A 23,573-nucleotide genomic window follows, 5' to 3' on the forward strand; every position below is an offset into this window, starting at 1 on the left:
GCGCGCAGTTGCGTCGCAGGCGAGTTCGGGGGACCGCTGATCCGCCCAGGTCGGCAGAAGGTTCGCCCGGCCCCGGCTCGGCCAGGATCTGACACAATGCCCTCCGAAAAGGGGGTGTGCGCAATGCCGACAGCTGCTGAATTCGCACAGACACGACCCGCGGACCAGCTCGACGCGCTGATCTCGGTTCTAGGTGCAGGTCGCGGGGGTGATCCGGGGATCGCCGAACAGCTCGCCGCGGCGGCCGCGCGCCGTCGTCGTCCGCTGCACATCCAGATCACCGGGCGTGCGCTCAGCGGGCGGACCACCGTGATGGCCGCACTGGCTTTGTTGTCGGCGCAGGAGACCGCGCCGGTCGATCAACCCGAGTTGCCCGACCCGGTCCTCGACGGCGATCTGGTGATCTACGTGCTGGCCGGTGCGCCGCAGGCCGCCGATTACCGCCTGCTCGCGACCGTGCCGCAGGGGCGTGGTGTGGTGGTGCTCAACAAGGCCGACGCGGTGGGCGCGCGCTGGGGCGAGGCCGTGGCCGCGGCGCAGCGGCACGCGCAGGAACTCGGTCTGCCGATCGTGCCGGTCGTCGCTTCGGTCGCCGCCAGGACCAGGGCGGGAGCGGTGAGCGCCGAGGATCTGAGCGACCTGCGCAGGCTCGCGGTCGGCCCCGATGTGCCGTCGGTGCTGGCGGCCGATCTGTTCATCGGCGTCGGCTCCGACCAGCAAGCGCGCAGGCGGCTGATCGCCAACTGGGATCTCTACGGCGTGGACTGCGCGCTGTCGGCCCTGCGCGCCGATCCCGATCTGCCCTCGTCGGCGATCATCCAGGTCCTGCACTCCGCGAGCGGGATCGATCCGCTGCACAAGCTGGTCCACCGCCGATACGAGCAGGTGGAAGCGATGCGTGGCGGCGAACTGCTCGACGAGCTGACCCGGCTGGCGGCCCGTGCGGTCCCCGGCGACGGTGGCCGCGCCCGCGAGCTGATCGAGCACTATCTCACCGGGGACGAAGCGCTCTGGGCCGGTCTGTGCGCGGGATTGGCCTGCCCGCAGGTCTCGCACCTGGCCGCGGGCTACCCGTCACCCGCGCCCGGCGACGCCGACGAAGCGCTCGCCCGTGCCACCCGCTGGCGTGCCGTCGTGTCCAGCGACATGCCCCCCGCTGCCAGGCGGGCCGCGCTGCGCGTGCACAACGGCTATGTCAGAGCCTGGGAGCGGATGTCCAGTGCCGGCCTCTGAGGTCCCGTCCGACCAACGATCGGCCGTGGACGCAAGCGGCGACCCGGGCGCCGACGACTCGGGTGCCCTACCCGAGGCGGTGGACGCGGTGATCGACCGGTGGAATCCGCAGGGCGGCGCCCTGCTGCGGGCGATGGCCGCCGCGGGGGAGGGCAGCAGCGTCGACTTCTACGCCCCCGACGACGCCAACACCACCCTGCTGCGCACCGAACTCGCTCGCTTCGAACCCCATATCGATCTGGCCGAGCCGGCCGCCGGCAACGACCCGGCCGCGGCGCTCATCCTCTTCGACGCGGGCAGTGTCCTCGGCGCCGACATGTTCGCCCTGATCGACCGTCTGCGCGCCGCCGATCAGCGAATCCTGCTCGCCATGAACGGCTTTCACGCCTATCAGGACTGGCGTGCGACCCGCGACCGCAACCTCGAACTGCTCGCCGCGCGCGGCATCACCGACCTCGACATCGTCGCCGTCTCGGCCCGGCTGGCCGCCGCCGCCCGCACCACCGACGACTCGGCCCTGCTCGATCGCTCCGGCGTGGCCGGACTGCACGCCACCCTCGCCGCGGCCACCGCGAAAGGACCGGCCGACGGCGCCCAGCGCCGCACCGCCGTCCGCACCCGGGTACTCGCCGACACCAGAGCGAGAATCGACGAACAGATCACCGCACTGCGCTCCGGCACGGACACCGCCCGGATCAGAGAGGAACGCGTCGGACTGGTCGCCGAGCGCGACGGCGGTCGCCAGACCGGCCTCGCCGCGGTGCGCAGCCAGGTGCAGCTCGCCCGCGTCGACCTGACCACCGAGCTCGGCGCGATGGTGCGCGCACTGCATACCCGGTCGCGTGCCGAACTCGACCGCTGCGACCGCGCCGAACTGCGCGCCTACCCCCAGCGTGTGCAGCAGGCGGCTGGTGAACTGTCGGTCTCGGTCGACGCCGTCATCGACGAACGGGTCATCGAAGCGGCCCGCCGGATCGGCACCGCCGCGCCGACCGCCCGTCGACGCGATCCGGCGCCGCGGGTCGGTCCGGATCCCGACAAGAGACACCGAGGTGTCGAAGATCACCTCATGATCGCGCTCGGCGCGTCGGCCGGTGTCGGCCTCGGCCGATTGATCGTGGCGCCGCTGTCGCTGGTTCCGACACTCGACGTGGCGAGCGTTCCGGTGACGCTGCTGCTGGGCGCGGGCGCGGCCTACTGGGTCGTGCGCGCCCGCGGCCAACTCGCCGAACGCAACCACATGGCCCAGTGGGTCTCCGAGGCATTGGTGAATGTCAAAGCCCAGCTCGAACAGCGTGTCGCGGGAGTGCTGGTGGACATCGAGGCCGAACTGGCCGAGCACGTGGTGCGGGAATCGACCGCGCGGGCGGTGGCCGTGGATCGGCGTGTCACCGAACTCGACGCGCTCGCGCGCAGGCTCGTCGCGGAGCGTCCCGCACAGCTGACGGCCTGTGAGCGTGACATCGCCACGCTCGATCGACTGTGAGCGCGGGATTGACCGATACACCTGTGGGTACCTGTTAGGGAGCCCGATGCCATATCGGTCGTCATATCGCGTTAACCTTGAGGCAGGAACCTGGGCGTCCGCTCTTGCCAGTCGATGCGCGGCCACCGTCCGTGTACGGCCTTCCTAGCCGTCTATCGGGGTTGTGCGACGGTTGGTCACTGCGGACGCCTTACCCGCCCATGGTGGCGATCGATGGATCGAACAACCGCCCATCTCAGGAGAGTTTTCATGACCTCAGCGACCATTCCTGGTCTTCGTGGATCCGACGGCACGGCGCCGACCGAGCACAGTGAACTGCTCGCCTGGGTACAGGAAGTCGCAGAGCTCACTCAGCCCGATCGCGTGGTCTGGGCCGACGGCTCCGACGCGGAATGGGATCGCCTGACCACTCAGCTGGTCGAGGCAGGCACCTTCAAGCAGCTCGACGAGAAGAAGAAGCCCAACTCCTTCCTCGCACTGTCCGATCCCTCCGATGTGGCCCGCGTCGAATCGCGCACCTACATCTGTTCCGCCACCGAGGCCGACGCCGGTCCGACCAACAACTGGGTCGACCCCGCCGAGATGCGCGCCACCATGACCGAGCTGTACCGCGGCTCGATGAAGGGCCGCACCATGTACGTGGTGCCGTTCTGCATGGGCCCGCTCGGCGCCGAGGACCCCAAGCTGGGCGTGGAGATCACCGACTCCGAGTACGTGGTCGTCTCGATGCGCGTGATGACCCGCATGGGCCAGGCCGCGCTCGACAAGCTGGGCGCCGACAAGCCGTTCGTGAAGGCGCTGCACTCCGTGGGCGCGCCGCTGGCCGAGGGTCAGGCCGACGTGCCGTGGCCGTGCAGCGACACCAAGTACATCACCCACTTCCCCGAGGACCGTGAGATCTGGTCCTTCGGTTCGGGCTACGGCGGCAACGCGCTGCTGGGCAAGAAGTGCTACTCGCTGCGTATCGCCTCGGCGATGGCCCACGACGAGGGCTGGCTGGCCGAGCACATGCTGATCCTCAAGCTGATCTCGCCCGAGAACAAGAACTACTACGTCGCCGCCGCGTTCCCGAGCGCCTGTGGCAAGACCAACCTCGCGATGATCCAGCCGACCATCCCGGGCTGGCGCGCGGAGACCCTGGGCGACGACATCGCCTGGATGCGTTTCGGCAAGGACGGTCAGCTCTACGCCGTGAACCCGGAGTTCGGTTTCTTCGGCGTCGCGCCGGGCACCAACCACAGCTCCAACCCCAACGCGATGGCCACCATCGACGCGGGCAACACCGTGTACACCAACGTCGCCCAGACCGACGACAACGATGTGTGGTGGGAGGGTCTCGAAGGCGACCCGCAGCACCTGATCGACTGGAAGGGCAACGACTGGACCCCCGAGTCGGAGGGCCACGCCGCGCACCCGAACTCGCGCTACTGCACCCCGATGTCGCAGTGCCCGACCCTGGCGCCGGAGTGGGACGACCCGCAGGGCGTGCCGATCTCGGCCATCCTGTTCGGCGGTCGCCGCAAGACCACCGTTCCGCTGGTGACCGAGTCGTTCGGCTGGGAGCACGGCGTGTTCATGGGCGCCACCATGGGCTCGGAGCAGACCGCCGCCGCCGAGGGCAAGGTCGGCACCGTCCGTCGCGACCCGATGGCGATGTTGCCGTTCCTCGGCTACCACGTGGGCGACTACCTCAACCACTGGATCGACCTCGGCAAGAACGCCGATTCGAACAAGCTGCCGAAGATCTTCTACGTCAACTGGTTCCGTCGTGGCGACGACGGCCGCTTCCTGTGGCCCGGATTCGGTGAGAACTCCCGCGTGCTGGAATGGATCGTCGGCCGCATCGAGGGCCGCTCGGGCGCCACGGCCACCGCGGTCGGAAACGTGCCGTCCGCAGCCGATCTCGACCTGGACGGCCTCGACGTGGTCGCCGCCGACGTCGACGAGGCACTCGCGGTGAACGCCGACGAGTGGCGCAAGGAGATCCCGTCGATCGAGGAATGGTTCGAGTTCGTCGGCGACAAGCTGCCTTCGGGCGTGCGTGACGAGTTCGAGGCACTCAAGGAGCGCCTGGGCTGATCCCCCCGAACACAGAACCGCCCGTACCGTTTCGGTACGGGCGGTTCTGCTTGTGCGCAGTTCGTCCGATGATTTCCGCGAACTCGTTATGGGTACATCTGGCTATGTCAGAGAGTCGCTGGTGGTGTCAGCGTAACTGTCGCTTATATTTCCTCTCGAGCTGAAACCCCTGCGAGACTCCTGCACCGCCACGCGGTCAACGACGAGATCGACGCTGAGAGGTGGTTTGACGCATGACCGATCTGGTGACCGGATTCGAGTCCGACACCTATTCGAGCACGCCCATGCAGCGCGTGGCGGGCCGACTGGAGCGGGTCCTGCCCCCGGGCTGGCGGGTCGAGGTCGTCGACCTACCAGCCCGCGGTGATGTGGCCGCGCAGCCGGTGCTCCGGGTCCATATGCCGGAGAACTAGGAGGCGGAGTCGGTCCAGCCCATGGGCATCAGGACCGACTTCTGCTCACAGAACGCGTCGAGGCCCTCGGGGCCGTTCTCGCGGCCGATGCCCGAGTTCTTGTAGCCACCGAACGGTGCGGTCGGGTCGAAGGCGTACCAGTTGATCGCGAAGGTGCCGGTACGGATCCGGGCCGCGACCTCGACGCCGTGCTCGATATCGGTGGTCCACACCGAACCGGCGAGACCGTAGTCGGAGTCGTTGGCGATGGCGATGGCCTCGTCCTCGGTCTCGTACGGAATCACCGAGAGCACCGGGCCGAAGATCTCCTCCTGGGCGATGGTGCTCGAGTTGTCGACGTCGGCGAAGATCGTCGGCTCGACGAACCAGCCGCGGTCCACGCCGGCGGGCCTGCCGCCGCCGAGCACCAGTCGCGCGCCCTCGGCCTTGCCCTTGGCGATGTAGCCCTCCACGCGGTCACGCTGCTTTTCGCTGATCAGCGGGCCGAGCTGGGTGGCGGGATCGGTCGGATCACCGGTCTGCATGGTCTTGACGTGCGCGACCAGCGCCTCGACGATCTCGTCGTAGCGACTGCGCGGCGCGAGGATTCGGGTCTGCGCGACGCAGCCCTGCCCGCTGTTCATCAGTCCGGAGAACGCGAGCACGGGAATGCTCGCGGCGAGGTCGACGTCGGGCAGCACGATGGCGGCCGACTTGCCGCCGAGCTCCAGCGACACGGTCTTGAGCTGCGCACCGGCCAGTGCGGCCAGCTTCCTGCCGACCGGGGTGCTGCCGGTGAAGGTCACCTTGTCGACGCCGGGGTGGCCGGCGAGGTATTCACTGGCCTCGGCGTCGGCGGGCAGTACCGAGAGCACGCCGTCGGGCAGGCCGGCCTCGGTGAAGAGGTCGGCGAGGATGTTGGCGGTCAGCGGAGTGAGCGGCGACGGCTTGAGTACCACGGTGCAGCCGGCCAGCAGAGCGGGTCCGAGCTTGTTCGCGGCGAGGAACAACGGGACATTCCAGGCGGTGATCGCGGCGACGACACCGCGGGGTTCCCGTGAGACACGCGAGGTTCCGAACAGGCCGACTCGAGTCTCGTTCCAGGCGAACGTCTTCGCGAGCTCGGTGAGTGCGTCGAGTGCCGCGACGGCGGGAATCTGGTTGAGTGTCAAGGCGGCTAACGTCGGCGCGCCCATCTCCGCGGTGAGCGCGGCGAGCAATTCCGGCGAACGCTGCTCGATCAGCCGCGCAACCTTGGTGAGTACCTCCGCTCGTTCCAGTGGAGGTGTGGATGGCCACGGCCCGCTGTCGAACGCGTCGCGCGCCGCGGCGACCGCGGCGTCGACATCGGCGTTCGTTACCGCCGGCACGCTGCCGACGGTCTCCTCCGTTGCAGGGGAGACCACCGAAATGCGGTCACTACCGGCCGGGGTGGTCCACTTCCCGCCGATGAACAGACTGTCGTAGTGCATGAGAACACGTTACAGTTTTGCGGGCGAATTGTCTGCAACCTGTTCTAATTCGCTGCGGCGCAACGACTGTGAAGATTGCGAATTCCAACCTGTCGGTTCGCTTTTCGGGGAAACGCACTATTGCGTTCCGCTGGTGAAAAGGGGATGCTTTAGCTACTGATCAGCTCGCTCGATTCATCGGACATTAACAGCGAATTGGGGAGACCGACTCATGGCTGTGCAAGTGATCGGCCGATCGTTGATGACCAGCGACCAGACCGACCATCAAGCGAAAAGTGTGGGCAGTGGCGGATGGGTTGTCTCATTCCTGCCCGGCCGCACACTCACGATCGAGCAGGCGACTGCCGCTATCCAGGCCGCTGAGGCGGTCGCGATGGTCGGCGCGCTGGCCGATCAGGTCGGCCTGACCACGTTGGAGACCGTAGGCCTGGCGATTCAGGAGTCGCCGTGGGTCAGGGTGTTACCCGAGCCGATGCGGAGGTCGCGGCGCTTGAGCTGGCTGGCGTGATCATGCTTTGGTAGCCACCACTACCAGGTTGCTGACCAGTAGCTCGCGAATGACCGGAACTCGGACGAGCCACCAGGCCCAGTGTGGGTGATAACGCGGAAAAATAGTCCGCACGTCGGCTGAAGTCGTTGCTGCCCAGTGCAACCCATCCGCTGCCGTCACCGCGAACAGTGACCGGCCGAACCTGTTCTTCGGTTCGCGTCCGTTCTTGCGCCGGTATCGGCGGGCCGCGTACTCGCCACCGAGGTAGTGCCAGAGGCCGGTCTCGTGCCCACCGAACGGTCCGTGCCACACCGTGTACGAGTACACGATGAGGCCGCCGGGCTTGGTCACCCGCACCATCTCGTCCGCCATCAGCCACGGCTGCGGCACGTGCTCGGCGACGTTGGAGGAGAAGCAGACGTCGAAAGAGTTGTCGAGGAAAGGCAGCGCCATCCCCGATCCGCGCACCGAACCCGACACCCGCAGCCCGGCCGCGTGCATCTCCGACGGGTCGGGCTCCACCGAGACGTAGCGCGCGCCCACCGCGGTGAACTCGTCGGCGAAGTAGCCGGGGCCGCCGCCCACGTCGAGGACCACGGTGCCGGTGAGATCGCGGCCGGTGATGTCGGCGTAGAAGTCGCCGATCAGCTCGGCGCTGTCGGTGGCGATGCCGCCGTAGAAGCGGGCCGGGTCGGACTGCTCGAAGCGGAAGCTGGTGAGCAGGCGCAGCGAGCGGCGCAGAGTGGCCCGGCGCGCGAACCTCGATCGGTCGCGTCGATGGACGGGCTGCTCGGTTGTCGGCTGGGTGGCGATCGGCACGGGCAGGAGTTTATGGGCAGACCCTTCGGTCGCGGCTGGTGGTGGGGGCGTTGGGTGGTGGGGGTGGAGATTGGTGGGGGTGGAGATTGGTGGGGGTGGAGATTGGTGGGGGTGGAGATTGGTGGGGTCTTGGCGCAATCACCTGTTTCGGCGTTGTGGAGTCGGAAAAACTGACTGGACGGGGTTCGATTGGGTGATTACGCCGGGTTCGTCTTCACGGGGTCAGCTCGGGTGCGACGGGCTGATCTGGGCGGGCGGGGTCGATACAGCCGTGTTGCGTGGAGCACACCCGCTAGTGTGGGGGCCGACGTTTGTCTGCCACCGAACCGAATGCGAGCCCCGACCGTGCGTGAAGTCCTCCTACTCTGCTGGCGTGACACCGGGCACCCACAGGGTGGCGGCAGCGAACGGTATCTGGAGCAGGTAGGCGCCCAGCTGGCCGCGCGTGGCATCAAGGTCACCCTGCGTACGGCGGGTTACCCGGGTGCACCCAAGCGTGAGCGGATCGACGGCATCGACATCAGTCGCGCGGGCGGTCGCTTCACCGTGTACCCCCGCGCGCTCGCCGCCATCGTGGCCGGTCGGCTCGGTATCGGCCCGCTGCGTGGTCTGCGCCCCGACGTCGTGATCGACACCCAGAACGGCATTCCCTTCTTCGCCACCGCGACGGGTGTGCCCTCGGTGGTGCTGGTGCACCACGGACACCGTGAGCAGTGGCCGGTCGCCGGTCGCCTGGTCGGACGGATCGGCTGGTGGATCGAATCCACGCTGTCCCCGCGCGTGCACCGCGACAACCAGTACCTCACCGTGTCGCTGCCGTCGGCCGAGGAGCTGTCGGTGCTCGGGGTGGACCGTGAGCGCATCGCCGTGGTCCGCAACGGTGCCGAACCGGTCCCGGCCGAGGTCGTCCCCGGCGACGACGCCACCCGCGCCACCCACCCGCGCATCGCGGTCCTGTCGCGCCTCGTTCCGCACAAGCAGATCGAAGACGCCCTCACCGCGGTCGCCCACCTGCGCGCACGCTTCCCCGATGTGCGCCTCGACGTCATCGGCGACGGCTGGTGGGCGCCCAACCTGCGTGCCTGCGCCGACGCCCTCGGCATCGCCGACGCCGTTACCTTCCACGGCCATGTCGACGAACGCCGCAAACACGAGATCCTCTCGACGGCCTGGGTCCACGTGATGCCCTCGCGCAAGGAAGGCTGGGGCCTGGCCGTCATCGAAGCCGCCCAGCACGGCGTTCCCACCATCGGCTACCGCAGTTCCCGAGGCCTCACCGACTCCATCGTCGACGGCGTCACCGGCCTGCTGGTCGACGACGCCCCCGCCCTGGCCGCTGCCGCCGGTGACCTCCTGGCCGACCCGGAGACCCGTCTGGTGATGGGTGAGAAGGCCAGAGCCCGTGCCAACGAGTTCTCCTGGGAACAGACCGGCGCCGGTGTCTACGAGGTCCTCGCCGCCGCCGCGCGCGGTCGCACCGTCAGCGGATTGGTCTCCCCGACCCGGGTCTAGTCGACTCGGTTCCCTGCTGCCGCTCGATCTGCTCGCCGGGCGCCCGTCCGGTCCGGGCGCACGGCCGCGGCGATCAGTCCGGTGAGCAGCAGGGCCGCCCAGAGCAGGTGGGCCGCGGCGGAGGTTCGGCGCTGGGCCGGGGTGGCGATGTCGAGAAGGGTGGGGGAAGGCACGCGGTAGAGGGCCAGGTCTTTGTCCTGGTACTTCAGTTCGGCCGTGGTGAGAGTTTTCTCGGCGGCGCCGAGCGGGCCGGGGGTGGTGCGTTCGATCAGGATCCAGCCGACGCCGAGGGCCGCTAGTTCGGTGGCCGGGGCACCTTCGAGGAGCGCCTGCTCGACGGTGCGGGCGCGGTTGCCCTCGCCGGTCACCGCGTAGCCGCGGACTCGGAGTTCGCCGGTCTGCAGGACATCGTTGGGGAGGATTCGGGGAGCCGGGTCGAGGACGGGAGCTGTTCCGCTGTAAGGGAATCGGCGGAACATCCCGGCGGGAAGTACCGCTGTGTCGCCGGGAGCGTCGATGTGGTCGACCACCTGTTGCCAGCCCGCGGGGTAGTGGACGGGGCGCACGGCGCCGCCGACTCCCCAGGCGAGGTCGGCCAGCGGGAGGGTGAGCAGAAGAATGAAAAGGATTGCGGCGGGGCGAAATCCGGTCCGGTCATCGCGAATTTCCGGGTGGGCGGCAGAAGCTTCCGGGTCGTGCGCCAGTAGCCGGCGGGCTGCCACCGTGACGGTTCGGCACGCGGCCGCCGCGCACAGCACGTAGGCGGGCATCGCCAACGCCACGTACTTCTGCGTATCCCGCAGCAGTCCGGCGCCGGGAACGTGCACCACCAGCCATTCCCCGGTGGCCAGCCCCCAGCTGGTCGCGCCGAGGGCGGGCAGCACGATCGCCACCGCCGCGATCACCAGCAGCGCGCGCCCGTCACGTCCGAGCGCCCAGACCGCCCGCACCCCGCACGCGACGATGCCGAGCAGCAGGAGCGTGCCGACCAGGGCGAGCGGGGTCGTCCGGCTCGCGGGGACCGCTTCGCCGTTCCAGATCCCGCCCAGGCCGGCGAGGCTGCCGAGCGTGCCGAGCCACGGTTCGGCACGGGCCGCGAACGCCGCGACCCCGGCCGGGTCCGACGGCTCGGCCCCCGACCCGAGCGCGGTCGCGGTCAGCCAGGGAGCGCAGGTCACGATCCACAGCGCGACGGCGGGGAGAAAGGCCCGCCGCCCGACCAGCGCGAGCCCGATCACCGCGGCCAGCAACGAGCCGGTCGGCGTCAACCCGGCAGCGGCGAAACTCGCGGTGAGCGCCGCCCACCCGCCGAGCGACGCGACGAATCCGAATCGGCTGTCCGCCCCCGCATCGTCGCCGGATTCGGTTCTGCTGGTGGCTGTTCGGATGCGCGCGGCGGCGAGCGCGGTCCACGGGAGGGCGGCGTAACCGGCGAGCAGGCTCCAGTGGCCTTGGAGAAGTCGTTCCGCGACATAGGGATTCCACAACGCGAGGGTCGCGGCGACCAATTGTGCTCCGGTAGAAGCGGAGGCGAACTGCCGCGCGAGCATCGCCGCGCCGTATCCGGCCGACCACAGCGCGACGATCAGGATCGCCTTCACGAGAATTCCGCCGTCGATCACCGGCGAGAGCACGGCGAGCACGGCGTCCTGCGGAACGGCGCGGGGTGCGGCCGCGCCCACGCCGAGTGCCGAATCGGTGAGGAAGGAACGCGGGGTGCTCACCGCGTCGCGCAGCAGCAGGTAGCCCGATCCGGCGAGCGGTCCGACGATGATCATCGTGAGCAGAGCGCAGTACCCGGCCACCAAGGCCCTTGCTCGCCCGCTACTCGTCACGTCCACGCACCTTACGTCCCGTCGGGCTGCGGCGTGGCCGGGGTCGAATAGGCGCTGTTCGGGGGCGAATCGCGCAAAGGTGAGTCCGCTCGGACTCACATTTTCGGGGTTGGCGTGATGGCGAACACAGTGAAATGCGACCATGAAGCGTGTCCTCAGTCCGCCGCCCGCCTGTCGTTGCCGACCTGACCTGGGTGACGGCTGGCGCCATGACCGCCAACGTCGCCGGGTACCTGCTGCAATTGATGGCGGCGAGCTGGTTGGGAGTCGAGGGATACAGCGAGTTCGCGAGTCTGCTCGCGGTGCAGTTGCTGTGCGCGGTCCCCGCCCTTGCCATGCAGAACGTGGTGGCCAGGGAGGTGGTGCGCGGGGCGTCGCTGCGCGCGGTGCGGGCGATGATGTGGCGGTGCGCCGCGTTGGTCGCCGCCGTCGCGGTGGTGCTGATTCCGGTGGTGGCCGTGGTGCTCGACGTGGGCGTGTGGGCCGCCGCCGCCGCACTCGGCGCGGCGCCCGCGTTGGTGATTCTCTCGGGTGAGCAGGGAATCCTGCAGGGCGGCAATCACTTCCGCGCGCTCGCCACCGTGCTCGCGATGGCGGGTACGGCGCGGGTGGCGCCCGCGCTGCTCGCGCTGGCCGTGGGCGGCGGCGCTGCCGGTGCGCTGTGGGCGGGGGCGGCGGGCATCGTCGGCGCGGCGATCGTGGCCGGTCGCATCGCGCGCTCGACGACCGGGTCGGCGGATCCGCCGACCGATGACAGTGGCGGTGCCGGAGACAGTCGAGAACCGGCGACGACGACCGTCGGCGTCCTGCCGGTATTGCGTGCCGTGCAGGTGCAGGCGGCGCTGATGGCGCTGTCCTCGGTCGACCTGATCGTGGTCCGCATCGTCCTCGACGAGGTCGACGCGAGCCGCTATTCGCTGGGCACCATCGCCACCAAGATCGCGTTCTGGCTGCCGCAGGCGGTCGGCGTCGTGCTGTATCCCCGGATGGCCCAGCCCACCCATTCCGCGCGTGCGATCCGCGACGCCCTCTCGGTGCTCTCGGTGATCGGCGTCGTCGCGGTGCTGGGCGCCGCGCTGGCCGCCCCGTTGGCCCCCTTGTTCGCCGGCGCCGACTACGCCCCCATTCAGGGCCTGCTGTGGCTGTTCGCCCTGCACGGAGCGATCCTGGCGGTTCTCCAGGGCGCTCTGCTCTCGGCCATCGCGGTCGAACGCACCGCCTTGGCCGCCGTCACCTGGATCGGCCTGGCCATCGAGGTGACCCTGATGCTCGCCTTCGCCCGCACGATCGAATCCCTGATCGGCACGGCCGTCTCCGTAGCCGCCGTCACCACCACGATCGTCGCCGCCGTGGTTCTGCGCGCGGCCCGCACCCACCCGGCGCCCGCGAACCCGGTCCTGCACTGACCGAACCCGGGTTTCGCCCGAGGTGTCCAGGAAACACAACAGCCCCGGCCGAAGACCGGGGCTGTTGTAGAGCGTGTCCGCCTAGGGACGCTTGTCGATGTCGATCTGCTCGGTAGGAGCGTCATAGTCCCCGCGGGGGAACTGCGTAGTCGGCGCGTCGTCGCCGTCCCATCGAGAAGCCGCGGTGTCATCCGGAGCGGCGGTGGGCGCGGGCGTCGGACGCGATCGCCGCGGACTCGCATGAGCCGCAGTGCCACCGCCACGCAGTCCGAGGAACAACCCCGCCAGCAGCGCCAGCACACCGAGCACGCCGAACACGATCGGCACCACACGCCCGAACAGCGAGAGCTTGTCGGTGTTCTCCTTGGCGATGGCGATCTGCGACTCGACGGTCGCCTCGTCGAACACCAGGTGCGACTTCAGCGCGGTCACCTCGGGCTTGTCCCCGGACCGCGCGTAGAACAGGTGGATCGATTCCCCACCCTTGATCACGGTGCCGGTCTGCGGCTCGACCCACAGGTCACGGACGTTGGTGTAGTAGCGCGTCATGGTGACGGGGGTGTCGCCACCCTCCACGCCCCACTTGGCGGCGGGCAGGGTGAGCCGGTTGGTCGGTGACTGCACGACGTCCCAGGTGCTGGTGACCGGCGCCTCCATCTGGAAGCGGTACACCTTCATGTTGTTGATCTCGGTCTCTTCGATGAAGTTCGCGTCGAAGGACTTGCGCACGTTGATGTCGAAGTACGGGTAGGTCTTCTTCTCGGTGCCGATCGGGAAGCGGTAGCCGATGCCGGTGTGCTGCACCGGCTCCATGACGCTGCCGTCCTTGTTCACGGTCACCGCGATCGACCCGTTGGGGTCGGTGTCCACCGGCATGCCGGTGGTGCGCGAGATGGTGACGCGGTCGATAACGGCGGTGAGCAGGCCGGTATCGCCTTGCACGTCGGTGCGCCGCAGTGTCTGACCTGCCTGCAGCGTCATCTCGTCGGCGTCGGAGGGCTCCTCGACGGTGACGAAACGCTGGGAGACCAGCGGCACATCCTTGTTCACCACAGCGGCACCGTCACCGGAGGTCAACGACTTGGAGTCGAGGACGAGGCTCTCCTCGCCCTTCTGGTTCTCCGCGATCGTTGTGATCTCGAGATCGAGTGGAGTCTTGGCGACTTTGCTCACCGTGTAGGTGGGGATCATCAGCGCGGCGACGAGTAACGCCGCGCCCAGACCCACGAGCACGCAGGCGACCGTTCTTCTGGTACCGGCACTCAGTGCCATGCAAACTCTCCTCGTCGTTCGAACACGGATGGCCCGGTGGTCTGGTATTGCACCACAGGCACTCGTGAGCCCCGACACTAACAGCCCAGGCCCCGAAGGTGCGGTGCTGTGCCGTGGAAATCGCCGACACGGCAGACTGGACCTCGATGACGACCGCCACCGCCCCCGTTCCGCCCCCGCGCGCCTTCATTCCCGCCCTCGAAGGGATGCGCGGGATGGCGGCGCTCGGAGTGCTGGTCACGCATGTCGCGTTCCAGACCGGAACCAGCCGGATACCGGTGCTCGGCCCGATCCTGGAACGCTTCGATATGGCGGTCGCGGTGTTCTTCGCGCTGTCGGGTTTCCTGCTGTGGCGCCCGCACGCGGCGGCCGCGCACGGGCTCGGCCGCGCGCCGCGGACCTCTCGCTACCTGTTGCACCGGGTGGCCAGGGTGATGCCCGCGTACTGGGTCGTGGTGGTGTTCGTGCTGGTGTTGCTGCCCGGCGCGGCGCATTCGGCGAACCTGCGGGTGTGGGTGTCGAATCTGTTCCTGCTGCAGGTGTTCGTGCCGTTGACCTTGACCGATGGCCTCACCCAGATGTGGAGCCTGTCGGTGGAGATGGCTTTCTACCTGGTGCTGCCGGTGCTGGCCTGGCTGGTCGTGCGACTGCGCGGCCCTGCGGCGCGGTGGCGGGTGCCGGTGCTGTGCGGGCTGGTCGCGGTGTGTCTGACCTGGAATCTGTGGCCGATCCCGACGCCGGACGCGATTCACTCCGACAACTGGCTGCCCGCCTATCTGCCGTGGTTCGCGGCGGGCATGCTCCTGGCGGAACTGATCCACCTCGCGCGACCCGATGTCCGGTGGGTGCGAGCTCTGTCGAGTCAGCCGCTGATGTGGGCGGTGGCGCTCGCGGCGTTCCTGCTCTCGGCGACCGAGTTCGGCGGCCCGGCCGGTCTGGAACGCGCGCACCCGTGGCAGTACGCGATGAAGATGGTGCTGGGCATGATCCTCGGGTTCTGCCTGCTCGCACCCCTGGTGCTGCGTCGATCCGGCGCCCCGCACCGCTGGCTGGAATCGCGCACCGCCGCGATCCTCGGCCGCTGGTCCTACGGCATCTTCCTGTGGCACCTGGTGGTGCTCACCGTGGTCTTCCCGGTCTTCGGCATCATGCCGTTCAACGGTGACTTCCTCTTCGTGATCACCCTGACCACCGCGCTCACGCTCCCGTTGGCCGCCGCGAGCTTCGCCCTGATCGAGGAACCGGCCCGCCGCTGGGCGGCCCGCTGGGATCGGCGGGCCGGGTCCGCGCGAGTCGAACAACACGGGCCGGAATCAGCGCAGCGTCCGGCGGTGCGCTGAGTCGCGCTCAGCGGCGGCGGGGGAGCGCCGCCACCCCGACGGCGACGACCGCGATGACGGCCGGCGCCTGGGCCAACAGCGAGCCGCCCATGTATTCGGTGCCGGAGCGCCAGGTCCCGGTCGACAGGGCCGCCGCCGAGATCAGCGTCCCGAGGCCGGCGAGCCAGGGCAGGGTCCGCTCCGTCAGCGCGGGCCGGAAATAGTTACAGCCCAAGGTGATCAGCGTGAACGCGGCACCGAACGGCCCGGAGATCACCGCGATCACGCCGGTCAGCCCGATCGCCGCGACCCAGCCGACACCCCAGGTGCCCGGTGCGGGCCCGGCGTCGGGAACCGCACGTCGGCGCGGAACGGCGAGCAGCACCAGGGGAATCAGCAGCAACAGCCCACCGAAGATCGCCAGCCGGTACCAGCGGTCCGCCGGGAACGACACCGTGATCTCGCCGCTGGTCCCCGGCGGAACGAGCCATGCCTGCTGCCAGCCGTCGACCACGAGCGGCGACAGTTCCCGTCCGTCGGCGGTGTGCGCCTGCCAGCCGACGTTGGTGCTGAGCGGAAGGACCAGCAGTTGAGTGCCGGGCTCCTGCTCTTTCAGGGCGGCGGGGTTGTCCCCGGCGTCAGTAGGTGCAGGTTCGCCAGTTTCGTCGAGGTTGCCCGAAGTCTCGTCCGCGCCGGGGTAGGGGTCGGTGCGGGGGAGGCGGAGGCGGTCGACGGTGAAGAGTTCGGTGGGGGCCACGGTGAGGTCGGGATGGCCGGGGAGGAGCTCGATGTCGGCTGCGTCCTCGGGGCAGGCTCGCGCGGAAACCGGTGCACCCGAACGGAGTTCGTCGGCGGTGGCGGTGATCGTGGTGTGCACGGCGCGTCCGCCGATGGCGATCACCGGCCCCGCCTCACAGCCGATGGTGATGAGCCGGTCGCCGGGGGCATGGGCGGGGTACTCGGGACCGAGCACTTCGACCTCGGCCAGACCCGCGGGCTGGGTGAGGACGAAGCCGAGCGCGGTGCGGTCGAGCACCTCGTTCCAGCTCTGGATGCTGATCTCGATGCGATCGGTTTCGGTGGGGTACAGCGAGATTCGGGCCGGTTCGCCGTGTTCGCGTTCGGGCAGCTCGCGAATCTGCGGGCCGTTGCCCATGTTCACCGCGACGGAGGTCGCTGTCGCGGGCAGGCCGCCGAGTGCGGTGGTGATGTCGAGTCCGGTCACCAGCGTCGGCTCCGGAAGTTCCAGCACCAGAGTGGGTCTGCCGCCCGCGGGTTCACGCACCGTGGACTCCGGCGCGGTCCAGGTGGTCTTCGGATCGCCATCCGTAGCGGCGAAGGCCGCGCCGCGCAGATCGGCGACATCGGCCTGACCGCGCGCCACCGGCCTGGTCGGGTCGGTGAGCAAGGCCTCCAGTGCGGGCCCGGGTCGGGTGCGCACGGTGAGGTCGGTGCCGACGGTGAGCGGTTCCGGCACCGAGAGAGTGCGCCCGAAGACGCCCGGCTCCTCGGCGGGCAGCCCGAGTCCCTTGCTGCAGTGCACGCGGTCGGGACCGTCGAAACAGTTACCGCGACCGGGGAATTCCTGTCCGAGATCCCACCCGCTGACGACGGTCCCCGCGGCGACATCGGGCAGCACGACCCGGTGCCGGATATCCACGCGTTCCGGCGCTTCCCGGTTGGAGTAGTCGTCGAGCGTGAGTTCGCTGATCCCGAATTGCCCACCACGAGTGCCGGTTTCGGTGCGAGCGGCACTGATCATCACCCAGTCGGATTTGCCCGCGGGCAGCGCGACGGACACGGGCTCGCCGGGTTCGGTGATCCGCGCCGACACCGTCCCGCGCGAGGTGCGCACCTCGACCCACTTCACCGGATCGCCCAGCGCCGCCGCCGTGGTGGTGAAGCGCAGCGAGCCGTTGGCGATCGGCTTGTCGAGATCGAGCCGAATCCATTGCCCGAGAGCGAATTCGGAACCATTGCTGATCCACGCGGTGCTCGGATCGCCGTCCACGGCGGCCGCGGTGGAGCTGCCGGGTGCCGCTCCGCCGATCTGGGTGGCATCGGCGGCCGAGCTGGACGCGGTGACCTTCGCGCCCGACCACTGGCCCTGCACGAGTTCGGTGCCTTCGACCGGGTAGTCGGGGACCAGGTTGTGGGTGCGCCGGGCGTCGTCGGCGGCGCGGACCGCGGAGTTGTGGTTGTCGACCCGACCGAAATCGGACTCGCGATCCATCGGGGTGTCGGTCAGCAGTACAGGCCGCGGAGGTAACCCCGCGCGTCGCGCGTCGGCATCGAGAAGCACTGGCGCAGTCGGGTTCTCGCTGTCGCGGCGCACACGCTCCAGGACTTCGGGTCCACCCTGGACAACGGGTGTCGAGTCCAGCGGGACGGTGTACGCGCCGGGGAACGCGGGTGGTGCGCCGGTGCCGCTGCGCACGTCGACGGGCGTGCCGGGCGGCGGTACATCGACCCGGTAGATCTCGACGGCCGGGTAGGCGGGCTGGAGATCGTTGTCGACCACCAGCCCCGCATCCGCGGCGCGCGGCCCGATGTTCGCGCCGAACGAGGTCACCTTGGTGAGGCCCGGTGAGCCCTCGATCGCGCGGTGCGCCAGCATCGGACGCGTCGAACGCGATGTCTCGGGGTCGAGGTCGTTGCGCAACACCAGGATTCCGATGCCCTGGTCGGCGAGGGTGGCGGCGAGACCGGTCGACGGCCTGCCGTCGGCGATCAGCCGCTGCACCGAGTCCATCGCGCGAATCGTGCCCGGCGGGTTCAGGGGAACCGAATCACGCACGGCCCATGGGGTACTCGCCAGGGCTTGCAGTGGTTCGTCGCGGGTGAGTCCCCAGATCTGGCTGCCGAACGGCGCACCGGGTACCACCAGCGCGCGGGTGTCGGCGGCGTTGTTCGCCAGCCAGTCGGCGGTGTCGCTCCAGTAGGCGGGCACCCGGTCATAGGCGCCGCGCGGGGCGAGCCGACCGGTCCACGCCAGCGAGGTCGCGAGGGTGAGCGCGGCCAGCACCAGCGCGGCGACCGCGACGATTCGGTCGCGCTCGGGATGGGCGAAGGAGCTGCGCCACACCGGCATCGGCACGGAGGCGGGCAGGGCGACCCGGCCGAGCAGATGCGCCAGCCCCACCACCAGCGGCAGCCGGATCAGCGGTTCGAGCTTGTGCACATTTCGCAGCGGCGCACCGCCCGAGTCGAGGAAGATCCGCACCGATTCGGCGAACGGCCCACCGAGTGTCCCGACATACCCCGCGCAGATCCCCGCGAGTCCCACACACAGGATCAGGGCGAACCTGCCCCGATAGGGCATCGTCGACCGGGCGAGTCCGGCCATCCCCGCCGCCGCGAGCAAGCCGGTCGCGAGCACCGCGGCAGGCTGGGTCACCAGCACCGCGCCGGCGATTCGTTCGGGCGAGACGAACGGCGTCCAGCTGTCGGTCCCGCGCAGCACCTCGCTCAACGCGGCCCACTGCGTCGTCACCCCCGACGACTCGATGAAGTCGAGGAACGGCGGACTCACCTTGCCGAGCAGCAGCAGCGGCACCACCCACCAGAAGGTGGCGAGGACCAGCAGCGGAATCCACGCTCGGGTGAACCGCCACCACTGCCGATTCGGCCGATAGGTTGCCCACCACAGTGCCGCGGGCAGGAACGCCGCCACGGTCGCGACGGCGTTCACCGAGCCCATCAACGCCAGCGCCAGCGCGCTTCCCGCCGGTGAGAGCGGGCCCCCGCGCCGTCGTTTGATCGCCGTGCCCAGTGCCGCGGGCGCGAGCAGCACCCACGGCGCCAGCATCATCGGCAAGGTTTCCGAGGAGATCGAGCCGAGCGTGGTCAGCACGCGCGGCGACAACGCGAACGCGATGCCCGCGATCACCCGTGACCCGCGCGAGCCGATGCCGAGCGTTTCGCACAGCTTGACGATTCCCCAGAACCCGGCGAGCAGCAGCAGCGCCCACCAGACGCGCTGGGTGACCCACGCGGGCAGGTGCAGCAGGTGACCCGCGGAGAAGAACGCGCCGTGCGGGAAGAAGTAGCCGTAGGCCTGGTTCTGGACCTGGCCCATCGGGGCTTGGCTGCTCCACAGGTGCGACGCTCGCGCGAGGAAACCGAGGGGGTTCTGCGCGAGGTCGTATTTGGTGTCGGCAACGGTGAGGCCGGGCGCCTGCGCGAAGGTCAGTACGAAGGCGGCTACTACCGAGCCGACGAGCCAGCGCCAACCCAGTGGCGCCTTGTCCGGTTGCCCCGATGCGGGGCGTGACGCGCGGGCGTCGGCCTCAGCGGCTGCCGTATTCAGGGGCGTTGAGCAGCGACGAGTCTTTGTCACCGCTGCGGTCGATCGAGGGCGCCGTGTTCTGCTGCACCGCCGCCGTGATGGCGAAGACGGCGATCGCGCTCAGCAGGGCGCCGCCGACCGCGCTGGCAACAGCCGGAACAGCAAACTTCATCGCGCACTCCAATACGCTCGACGTCGGGGCCTGTCTCCGGCCAACCTAGCAGGTCTACCGGGCTCGGTCAGTCGTTGGGCAGCTCGCAACGCAGGGCACTCAGCAGGGTGCGAAGTTTGACGGTCGTCTCGGCCAGCTCGGCGCGCGGATCCGACGCCGCGACGATCCCGCCGCCCGCGCTGGCCCGCAGCGTCCGCTGATCGGCGGAGAGCTCGCCGCCGCGAATCGCCACGACCCATTCGCCGTCGCCGTCATCACCGCACCAGCCCACCGCGCCGCCGTAGAAACCGCGTCGCGGTTCGTCGGTCGCGATCGTTTCCAGGGCCGCGGTGAACGGGGTGCCGTTGACGGCGGGGGTCGGGTGCAGCAGCAGGGCCAGGTCGAGTGCGGTGGTCGACGGGTCACGCAGCACGCCGTGAACGGGGGTGGCCAGGTGCCAGACCTGTTCGGTGCCGAGAAGCTCGGGCGCGTCGGGGATGTGCAGTTCCGCGCAGACGGGGGCCAGTTGCTGCCGGATCCAGTCGATGACGAAGGCATGCTCGTCGTGATTCTTCGTGCTGGACATCAGTTCGCGCGCCTGGGCCGCGTCATCGGCCGGATCGGCGCGGCGAGGAAGGGTCCCCGCCAGTGGATGCAGGCTGACGCGGTCGCCGTGCCGCGCGACCAGCACCTCGGGTGTCGCCCCGATCAGCGTCTCGCCGGATCGACCCGCCGCGGACAGGTCGACCGCGTACACCGCGGCATTCGGATGCCTGGTCAGCAGGTGTGCCGCCAGCACTTCGGGATCCAGCGGCGCGTCGGCCTCCAGCACGATCGACCGTGCGGCCACTACCTTGCGCAGCTCGTTCGCCGGGTCGCCCAGTTGCTCGACCAGCTTCGTCACGCGCGCGACATGCTCTGCCGCACTGGGTATTTCGACGGCCACGCGTACTCCGGGTAGTTCCGGGAGCGCCGCGGGCCGCCACGGTCCCGCGGTGTGCAGCACCGACTCCGGTTGCCAGAGCGCCGCGGGTTCGCGCGGATCGAAGGGGAGCGCTCCGACGATCAATGTCGGTGCCGCGCCGGGCGAGTCATGCCGTTTCTCGGCCGAACCCGCGACGTGGTCGGGCTGTCTCCGCCACGCGCGCAGCGCCGCCACTGCCTGCCGCGGGTCGGAGTAGGTCTTGTGCACCCCTGACGTCCGCAACACCGCGTCGGGTCGAGCGAGCAGGAATTCGTTCATGGTGCTTCGACCATAACGCCGCCGATGTGGCGCCGATCCGGGAGAGCGACGGAACTCTCACCGCTCGACGGCGCCACGAAGATCCGGTGTGGCGAACCGCTACTGCTCCGGTGGCACCAGGAAGACCGGCCGGTGCCCGTGCTTGAGAACGGCCTCGGCGACGCTGCTGTGCAACAGCGCGCGCAACCCCGTAGCACCGCGCGTACCGGCGACGATGATGTCGACGTCGAGCTCATCGGCGCAGTCCACGATGGCGTTCCAGATGGTGGTGGTGCACTCGGCGGTGCGCGGTTCGGCGTCGATTCCGGCCAGCTTCGCCAGGTGCACGCCTTCGGCGTTGATCTTGCGAGCGTCGGAGTAGGCGATGTCCTCCACCTCCTCGTCGGGCACCCAGTCCGGCTGCATCACCCCGGCGAGCCCGGAGATGCGCGCGGCCTGGCGCACCATCGGTTCCCATGCGGTGAGCAGGATCGCGCGGTCGGCGGTCAGGAATCGCCCCGCGTACTCGATGGCTCGTTTGGCGTGTTCGGAACCGTCGTAGGCGATGAGCATCCGATCGCATGCCATGACGACCTCCTGCGCTGGTCGGAGCGGCTTTTCCCTCAGATTACCCCCGGATGTCCGTATCAATCCGGACCACCGTGGTGGGGTTCGCGCCGGGAGCGGGCTACCGTGGAGCGCATGCGGAAATCGCCTGTGGTCGTGTTCGCAGTCCTCGCCGCCGTTGCCACCGCCTGTTCGGGAGGTTCGTCGAACGAGACGACGCCCGCGGCGAGTAGCAGCGGAGTGGCCGCTCCCTCCGCCGCCGGAGAGTCGAGTTCGCCCGCGTCGGCGACTCCGATCCAAAGCAATTGCGGCGCAGACTATCTCGCCAAGCTCTCACAGCGCGAGAAGCTGGCCCAGCTGCTGACCGTCGGCATCACCGGTTCGGCGGACGCGTCGAACGTGGTGAGTTCGGAGCAGGTGGGCGGCATCTTCGTCGGCAGCTGGACCGATCCGAGCCTGCTGGACAAGTCGGCGCTCGACGCGGTGAAAGCGCAGGCCAAGGTCCCGCTGATGGTGACCATCGACGAAGAGGGCGGGCGGGTCTCGCGCGCGAAGAACGTGATCGGCGCCGCGCCGTCGGCTCGAGAGATCGCGCAGACCCAGACCCCCGAGCAGTACTACCAGTTCTCGCTGACCAGGTCGAAGGCGCTGAAGGATCTGGGCATCACCGTCGATTTCGCTCCCGACGTCGATGTGAGCAGCCAGCCCGACGACAGCGTGATCGGCGACCGTTCCTACAGCGACGACCCGAAGGTCGTCACCGAATACGCGGGCGCCTACATCCGCGCGGCCAACGAGGTCGGCCTCGGTTCGGTGATCAAGCACTTCCCCGGCCACGGTTCCGGTTCCGGTGACTCGCACACCGGCGCCGTGACCACCCCGCCGCTGGATCAGATGCAGAACACCGACCTGGTGCCGTTCCGCGAGCTGGTGAACTCCGGTGCGGCAGTGATGGTCGGCCACCTCGATGTGCCCGGCCTGACCGAGCCCGATGTGCCCGCCAGCATCAGCCCGGCCGCGATGACGCTGCTGCGCGAGGGCAAGGGCTACGGCGCCGCGCCCTACGACGGCCCGATCTTCACCGACGATCTCAGCGGCATGGCCGCCATCACCGCCCGCATGTCCATCGCCGACGCGGTCGAGGCCACGCTCGTCGCGGGCGCCGACAACGCGCTGTGGATCAGTAGCGATGCGGTGCCGCAGGTACTCGACCGTTTGGAACAGTCGGTCTCGAGTGGCAAACTGCCCGCCGACCGGGTCGACACGTCCGTACTGCGGATGGCGCGCTACAAGGGCGTAGCGCTGGGCTGCTGATCGCACTCGGCGACTGTGCGGCAAATGAGCGCGGGTGAACTTACCTTGGAGTAAGATAGGTGGTTCACCCTGCGGTAGGAGAGTGGATGGCAGGCGGGACCAAGCGACTTCCCCGGGCAGTTCGCGAGCAACAGATGCTCGATGCCGCCGTCGAGGTATTCGCGCGCAAGGGCTTCCACGACACGTCGATGGATGCCATCGCCGCCGAGGCGAAGATCTCCAAACCCATGCTCTACCTGTACTACGGCTCCAAGGATGAGCTGTTCCGGGCCTGCATCCAGCGCGAGGGTCTGCGTTTCATCGAGGCCGTCGCGCCCGCGGGCAACCCGCAGTTGACCCCGCACGAACAGGTCCGCACCGCGCTCGAGGGTTTCCTCGATTTCGTCGATCGCAATCGGCAGTCCTGGCAGGTTCTCTACCGTCAGGCTATCGGTCAGCAAACTTTCGCCTCCGAAATCGACAATGCTCGTGAACGCGTCATCGAGCTCACCGCGAAACTGCTCGAATCCAGTGCCAAGAACGCCGACCCCGGCACCAATTTCGAGGTCGTCGCGGCGGCGGTGATCGGTGCGGGCGAGGCCATCGCCGACCGGGTCGCGAGCGGGCGGATCGAAGTGGCCGAGGCGGTCGACCTGCTCGACGATCTCGCCTGGCGCGGTCTGGCCGGCCGGAAGAAGATCGACTAGCGGTTGCGCCCCGCCCCGTCGGCTGCGATC

18 protein-coding genes are annotated in these 23,573 nt (G+C 69.2%); 10 read left to right on the plus strand and 8 right to left on the minus strand.

The annotated features are described in order from the left end of the window. The first annotated feature begins 123 nt into the window (after window positions 1-123). The 4 genes from ACFVJ5_RS21800 (at window position 124) to ACFVJ5_RS21815 (ending at window position 5,211) form a co-directional block, all read left to right on the plus strand. Window positions 124-1,233: a hypothetical protein gene (locus tag ACFVJ5_RS21800; RefSeq protein WP_379222544.1), complete on the plus strand. Its 1,110-nt coding sequence runs from the start codon at window positions 124-126 to the stop codon at window positions 1,231-1,233. 25 nt (window positions 1,234-1,258) lie between these two features. Continuing rightward, on the plus strand, window positions 1,259-2,719 hold the full coding sequence (locus ACFVJ5_RS21805) for a hypothetical protein (RefSeq protein ID WP_379222546.1): 1,461 nt from the start codon (window positions 1,259-1,261) through the stop codon (window positions 2,717-2,719). A gap of 249 nt (window positions 2,720-2,968) precedes the next feature. After that, window positions 2,969-4,798 (plus strand): phosphoenolpyruvate carboxykinase (GTP), encoded by a 1,830-nt coding sequence (locus ACFVJ5_RS21810; RefSeq protein ID WP_379222547.1) that lies wholly within the window; start codon window positions 2,969-2,971, stop codon window positions 4,796-4,798. Between the two features lie 233 nt (window positions 4,799-5,031). Beyond that, window positions 5,032-5,211, plus strand: a complete 180-nt coding sequence (locus tag ACFVJ5_RS21815; RefSeq protein WP_378635048.1) for a hypothetical protein — start codon at window positions 5,032-5,034, stop codon at window positions 5,209-5,211. On the opposite strand, the gene ACFVJ5_RS21820 is transcribed toward ACFVJ5_RS21815, so the two are convergent. Further along, window positions 5,208-6,662 (minus strand): aldehyde dehydrogenase, encoded by a 1,455-nt coding sequence (locus ACFVJ5_RS21820; protein ID WP_379222549.1) that lies wholly within the window; start codon window positions 6,660-6,662, stop codon window positions 5,208-5,210. The two genes, ACFVJ5_RS21815 and ACFVJ5_RS21820, sit on opposite strands and share 4 nt — an antisense overlap. 211 nt (window positions 6,663-6,873) lie before the next feature. On the opposite strand from ACFVJ5_RS21820, the gene ACFVJ5_RS21825 reads away from it, so the two are divergent. Further along, complete coding sequence (locus ACFVJ5_RS21825) at window positions 6,874-7,170, plus strand: hypothetical protein (protein WP_056823697.1); 297 nt, start codon at window positions 6,874-6,876, stop codon at window positions 7,168-7,170. Here the strand turns inward: ACFVJ5_RS21825 and ACFVJ5_RS21830 are convergent, their stop codons facing one another. Then, window positions 7,171-7,971, minus strand: coding sequence for a methyltransferase domain-containing protein (locus ACFVJ5_RS21830; RefSeq protein WP_379222551.1), 801 nt, complete (start codon window positions 7,969-7,971; stop codon window positions 7,171-7,173). It abuts the gene before it with no gap. Between the two features lie 345 nt (window positions 7,972-8,316). Here ACFVJ5_RS21830 and ACFVJ5_RS21835 point away from each other — a divergent pair, with 345 nt between their 5' ends. Next, window positions 8,317-9,483 (plus strand): glycosyltransferase family 4 protein, encoded by a 1,167-nt coding sequence (locus ACFVJ5_RS21835; protein ID WP_379222553.1) that lies wholly within the window; start codon window positions 8,317-8,319, stop codon window positions 9,481-9,483. On the opposite strand, the gene ACFVJ5_RS21840 is transcribed toward ACFVJ5_RS21835, so the two are convergent. Beyond that, a complete protein-coding gene (locus tag ACFVJ5_RS21840; RefSeq protein WP_379222555.1) occupies window positions 9,480-11,318 on the minus strand; it encodes a hypothetical protein in 1,839 nt (612 codons plus the stop codon). The genes ACFVJ5_RS21835 and ACFVJ5_RS21840 overlap by 4 nt on opposite strands. Window positions 11,319-11,527: 209 nt before the next feature. On the opposite strand from ACFVJ5_RS21840, the gene ACFVJ5_RS21845 reads away from it, so the two are divergent. Further along, window positions 11,528-12,724 carry a polysaccharide biosynthesis protein gene (locus ACFVJ5_RS21845; protein ID WP_379222556.1) on the plus strand — a complete coding sequence of 399 codons (1,197 nt, stop codon included), beginning with the start codon at window positions 11,528-11,530 and terminating at the stop codon, window positions 12,722-12,724. A gap of 81 nt (window positions 12,725-12,805) precedes the next feature. Here ACFVJ5_RS21845 and ACFVJ5_RS21850 read toward each other — a convergent pair whose 3' ends face one another. Further along, window positions 12,806-13,996: a DUF3068 domain-containing protein gene (locus ACFVJ5_RS21850; RefSeq protein ID WP_379222558.1), complete on the minus strand. Its 1,191-nt coding sequence runs from the start codon at window positions 13,994-13,996 to the stop codon at window positions 12,806-12,808. A 146-nt stretch (window positions 13,997-14,142) separates the two neighbouring features. Between ACFVJ5_RS21850 and ACFVJ5_RS21855 the strand changes: the two genes are divergently transcribed. Then, window positions 14,143-15,336, plus strand: coding sequence for an acyltransferase family protein (locus tag ACFVJ5_RS21855; protein ID WP_379222560.1), 1,194 nt, complete (start codon window positions 14,143-14,145; stop codon window positions 15,334-15,336). A 7-nt stretch (window positions 15,337-15,343) separates the two neighbouring features. On the opposite strand, the gene ACFVJ5_RS21860 is transcribed toward ACFVJ5_RS21855, so the two are convergent. The 4 genes from ACFVJ5_RS21860 to ACFVJ5_RS21875 all read right to left on the minus strand — a co-directional run bounded on the left by ACFVJ5_RS21860 (window position 15,344) and on the right by ACFVJ5_RS21875 (window position 21,564). Next, window positions 15,344-19,654, minus strand: coding sequence for an alpha-(1->3)-arabinofuranosyltransferase (locus ACFVJ5_RS21860; RefSeq protein WP_379222562.1), 4,311 nt, complete (start codon window positions 19,652-19,654; stop codon window positions 15,344-15,346). Then, window positions 19,605-19,775: a DUF2613 domain-containing protein gene (locus tag ACFVJ5_RS21865; RefSeq protein ID WP_022566695.1), complete on the minus strand. Its 171-nt coding sequence runs from the start codon at window positions 19,773-19,775 to the stop codon at window positions 19,605-19,607. Before ACFVJ5_RS21865 ends, ACFVJ5_RS21860 begins: the two co-directional genes overlap by 50 nt. A 67-nt stretch (window positions 19,776-19,842) precedes the next feature. Next, entirely contained in the window at window positions 19,843-20,997 is a 1,155-nt protein-coding gene (locus tag ACFVJ5_RS21870) for an isochorismate synthase MenF (protein ID WP_379222564.1), read from the minus strand. A gap of 99 nt (window positions 20,998-21,096) precedes the next feature. Next, window positions 21,097-21,564, minus strand: a complete 468-nt coding sequence (locus ACFVJ5_RS21875) for a universal stress protein (protein ID WP_378635072.1) — start codon at window positions 21,562-21,564, stop codon at window positions 21,097-21,099. A gap of 114 nt (window positions 21,565-21,678) precedes the next feature. Here ACFVJ5_RS21875 and ACFVJ5_RS21880 point away from each other — a divergent pair, with 114 nt between their 5' ends. Together ACFVJ5_RS21880 and ACFVJ5_RS21885 are read left to right on the plus strand one after the other, a co-directional pair. After that, the gene (locus tag ACFVJ5_RS21880; RefSeq protein WP_379222566.1) at window positions 21,679-22,857 is read left to right on the plus strand and encodes a glycoside hydrolase family 3 N-terminal domain-containing protein; all 1,179 of its coding nucleotides are present in this window, start codon (window positions 21,679-21,681) and stop codon (window positions 22,855-22,857) included. 86 nt (window positions 22,858-22,943) lie between these two features. Next, window positions 22,944-23,543 carry a TetR/AcrR family transcriptional regulator gene (locus tag ACFVJ5_RS21885; protein ID WP_378920415.1) on the plus strand — a complete coding sequence of 200 codons (600 nt, stop codon included), beginning with the start codon at window positions 22,944-22,946 and terminating at the stop codon, window positions 23,541-23,543. Window positions 23,544-23,573 lie beyond the last annotated feature (30 nt).

It is taken from the genome of Nocardia sp. NPDC127606 (assembly GCF_042671725.1).
In the GTDB taxonomy this organism is placed as follows: Bacteria; Actinomycetota; Actinomycetes; order Mycobacteriales; family Mycobacteriaceae; genus Nocardia.

Excerpts from the sequence above, each read along its gene's own strand:
- ACFVJ5_RS21845 (WP_379222556.1), top strand. The coding sequence starts at position 11,528 with ATGACCGCCAACGTCGCCGGGTACCTGCTGCAATTGATGGCGGCGAGC.
- ACFVJ5_RS21815 (WP_378635048.1), top strand. The coding sequence starts at position 5,032 with ATGACCGATCTGGTGACCGGATTCGAGTCCGACACCTATTCGAGCACG.
- ACFVJ5_RS21810 (WP_379222547.1), top strand. The coding sequence starts at position 2,969 with ATGACCTCAGCGACCATTCCTGGTCTTCGTGGATCCGACGGCACGGCG.
- ACFVJ5_RS21870 (WP_379222564.1), bottom strand. The coding sequence starts at position 20,997 with ATGAACGAATTCCTGCTCGCTCGACCCGACGCGGTGTTGCGGACGTCA.
- ACFVJ5_RS21865 (WP_022566695.1), bottom strand. The coding sequence starts at position 19,775 with ATGAAGTTTGCTGTTCCGGCTGTTGCCAGCGCGGTCGGCGGCGCCCTG.
- ACFVJ5_RS21885 (WP_378920415.1), top strand. The coding sequence starts at position 22,944 with ATGGCAGGCGGGACCAAGCGACTTCCCCGGGCAGTTCGCGAGCAACAG.
- ACFVJ5_RS21850 (WP_379222558.1), bottom strand. The coding sequence starts at position 13,996 with ATGGCACTGAGTGCCGGTACCAGAAGAACGGTCGCCTGCGTGCTCGTG.
- ACFVJ5_RS21825 (WP_056823697.1), top strand. The coding sequence starts at position 6,874 with ATGGCTGTGCAAGTGATCGGCCGATCGTTGATGACCAGCGACCAGACC.
- ACFVJ5_RS21820 (WP_379222549.1), bottom strand. The coding sequence starts at position 6,662 with ATGCACTACGACAGTCTGTTCATCGGCGGGAAGTGGACCACCCCGGCC.
- ACFVJ5_RS21875 (WP_378635072.1), bottom strand. The coding sequence starts at position 21,564 with ATGGCATGCGATCGGATGCTCATCGCCTACGACGGTTCCGAACACGCC.
- ACFVJ5_RS21800 (WP_379222544.1), top strand. The coding sequence starts at position 124 with ATGCCGACAGCTGCTGAATTCGCACAGACACGACCCGCGGACCAGCTC.
- ACFVJ5_RS21855 (WP_379222560.1), top strand. The coding sequence starts at position 14,143 with ATGACGACCGCCACCGCCCCCGTTCCGCCCCCGCGCGCCTTCATTCCC.
- ACFVJ5_RS21880 (WP_379222566.1), top strand. The coding sequence starts at position 21,679 with ATGCGGAAATCGCCTGTGGTCGTGTTCGCAGTCCTCGCCGCCGTTGCC.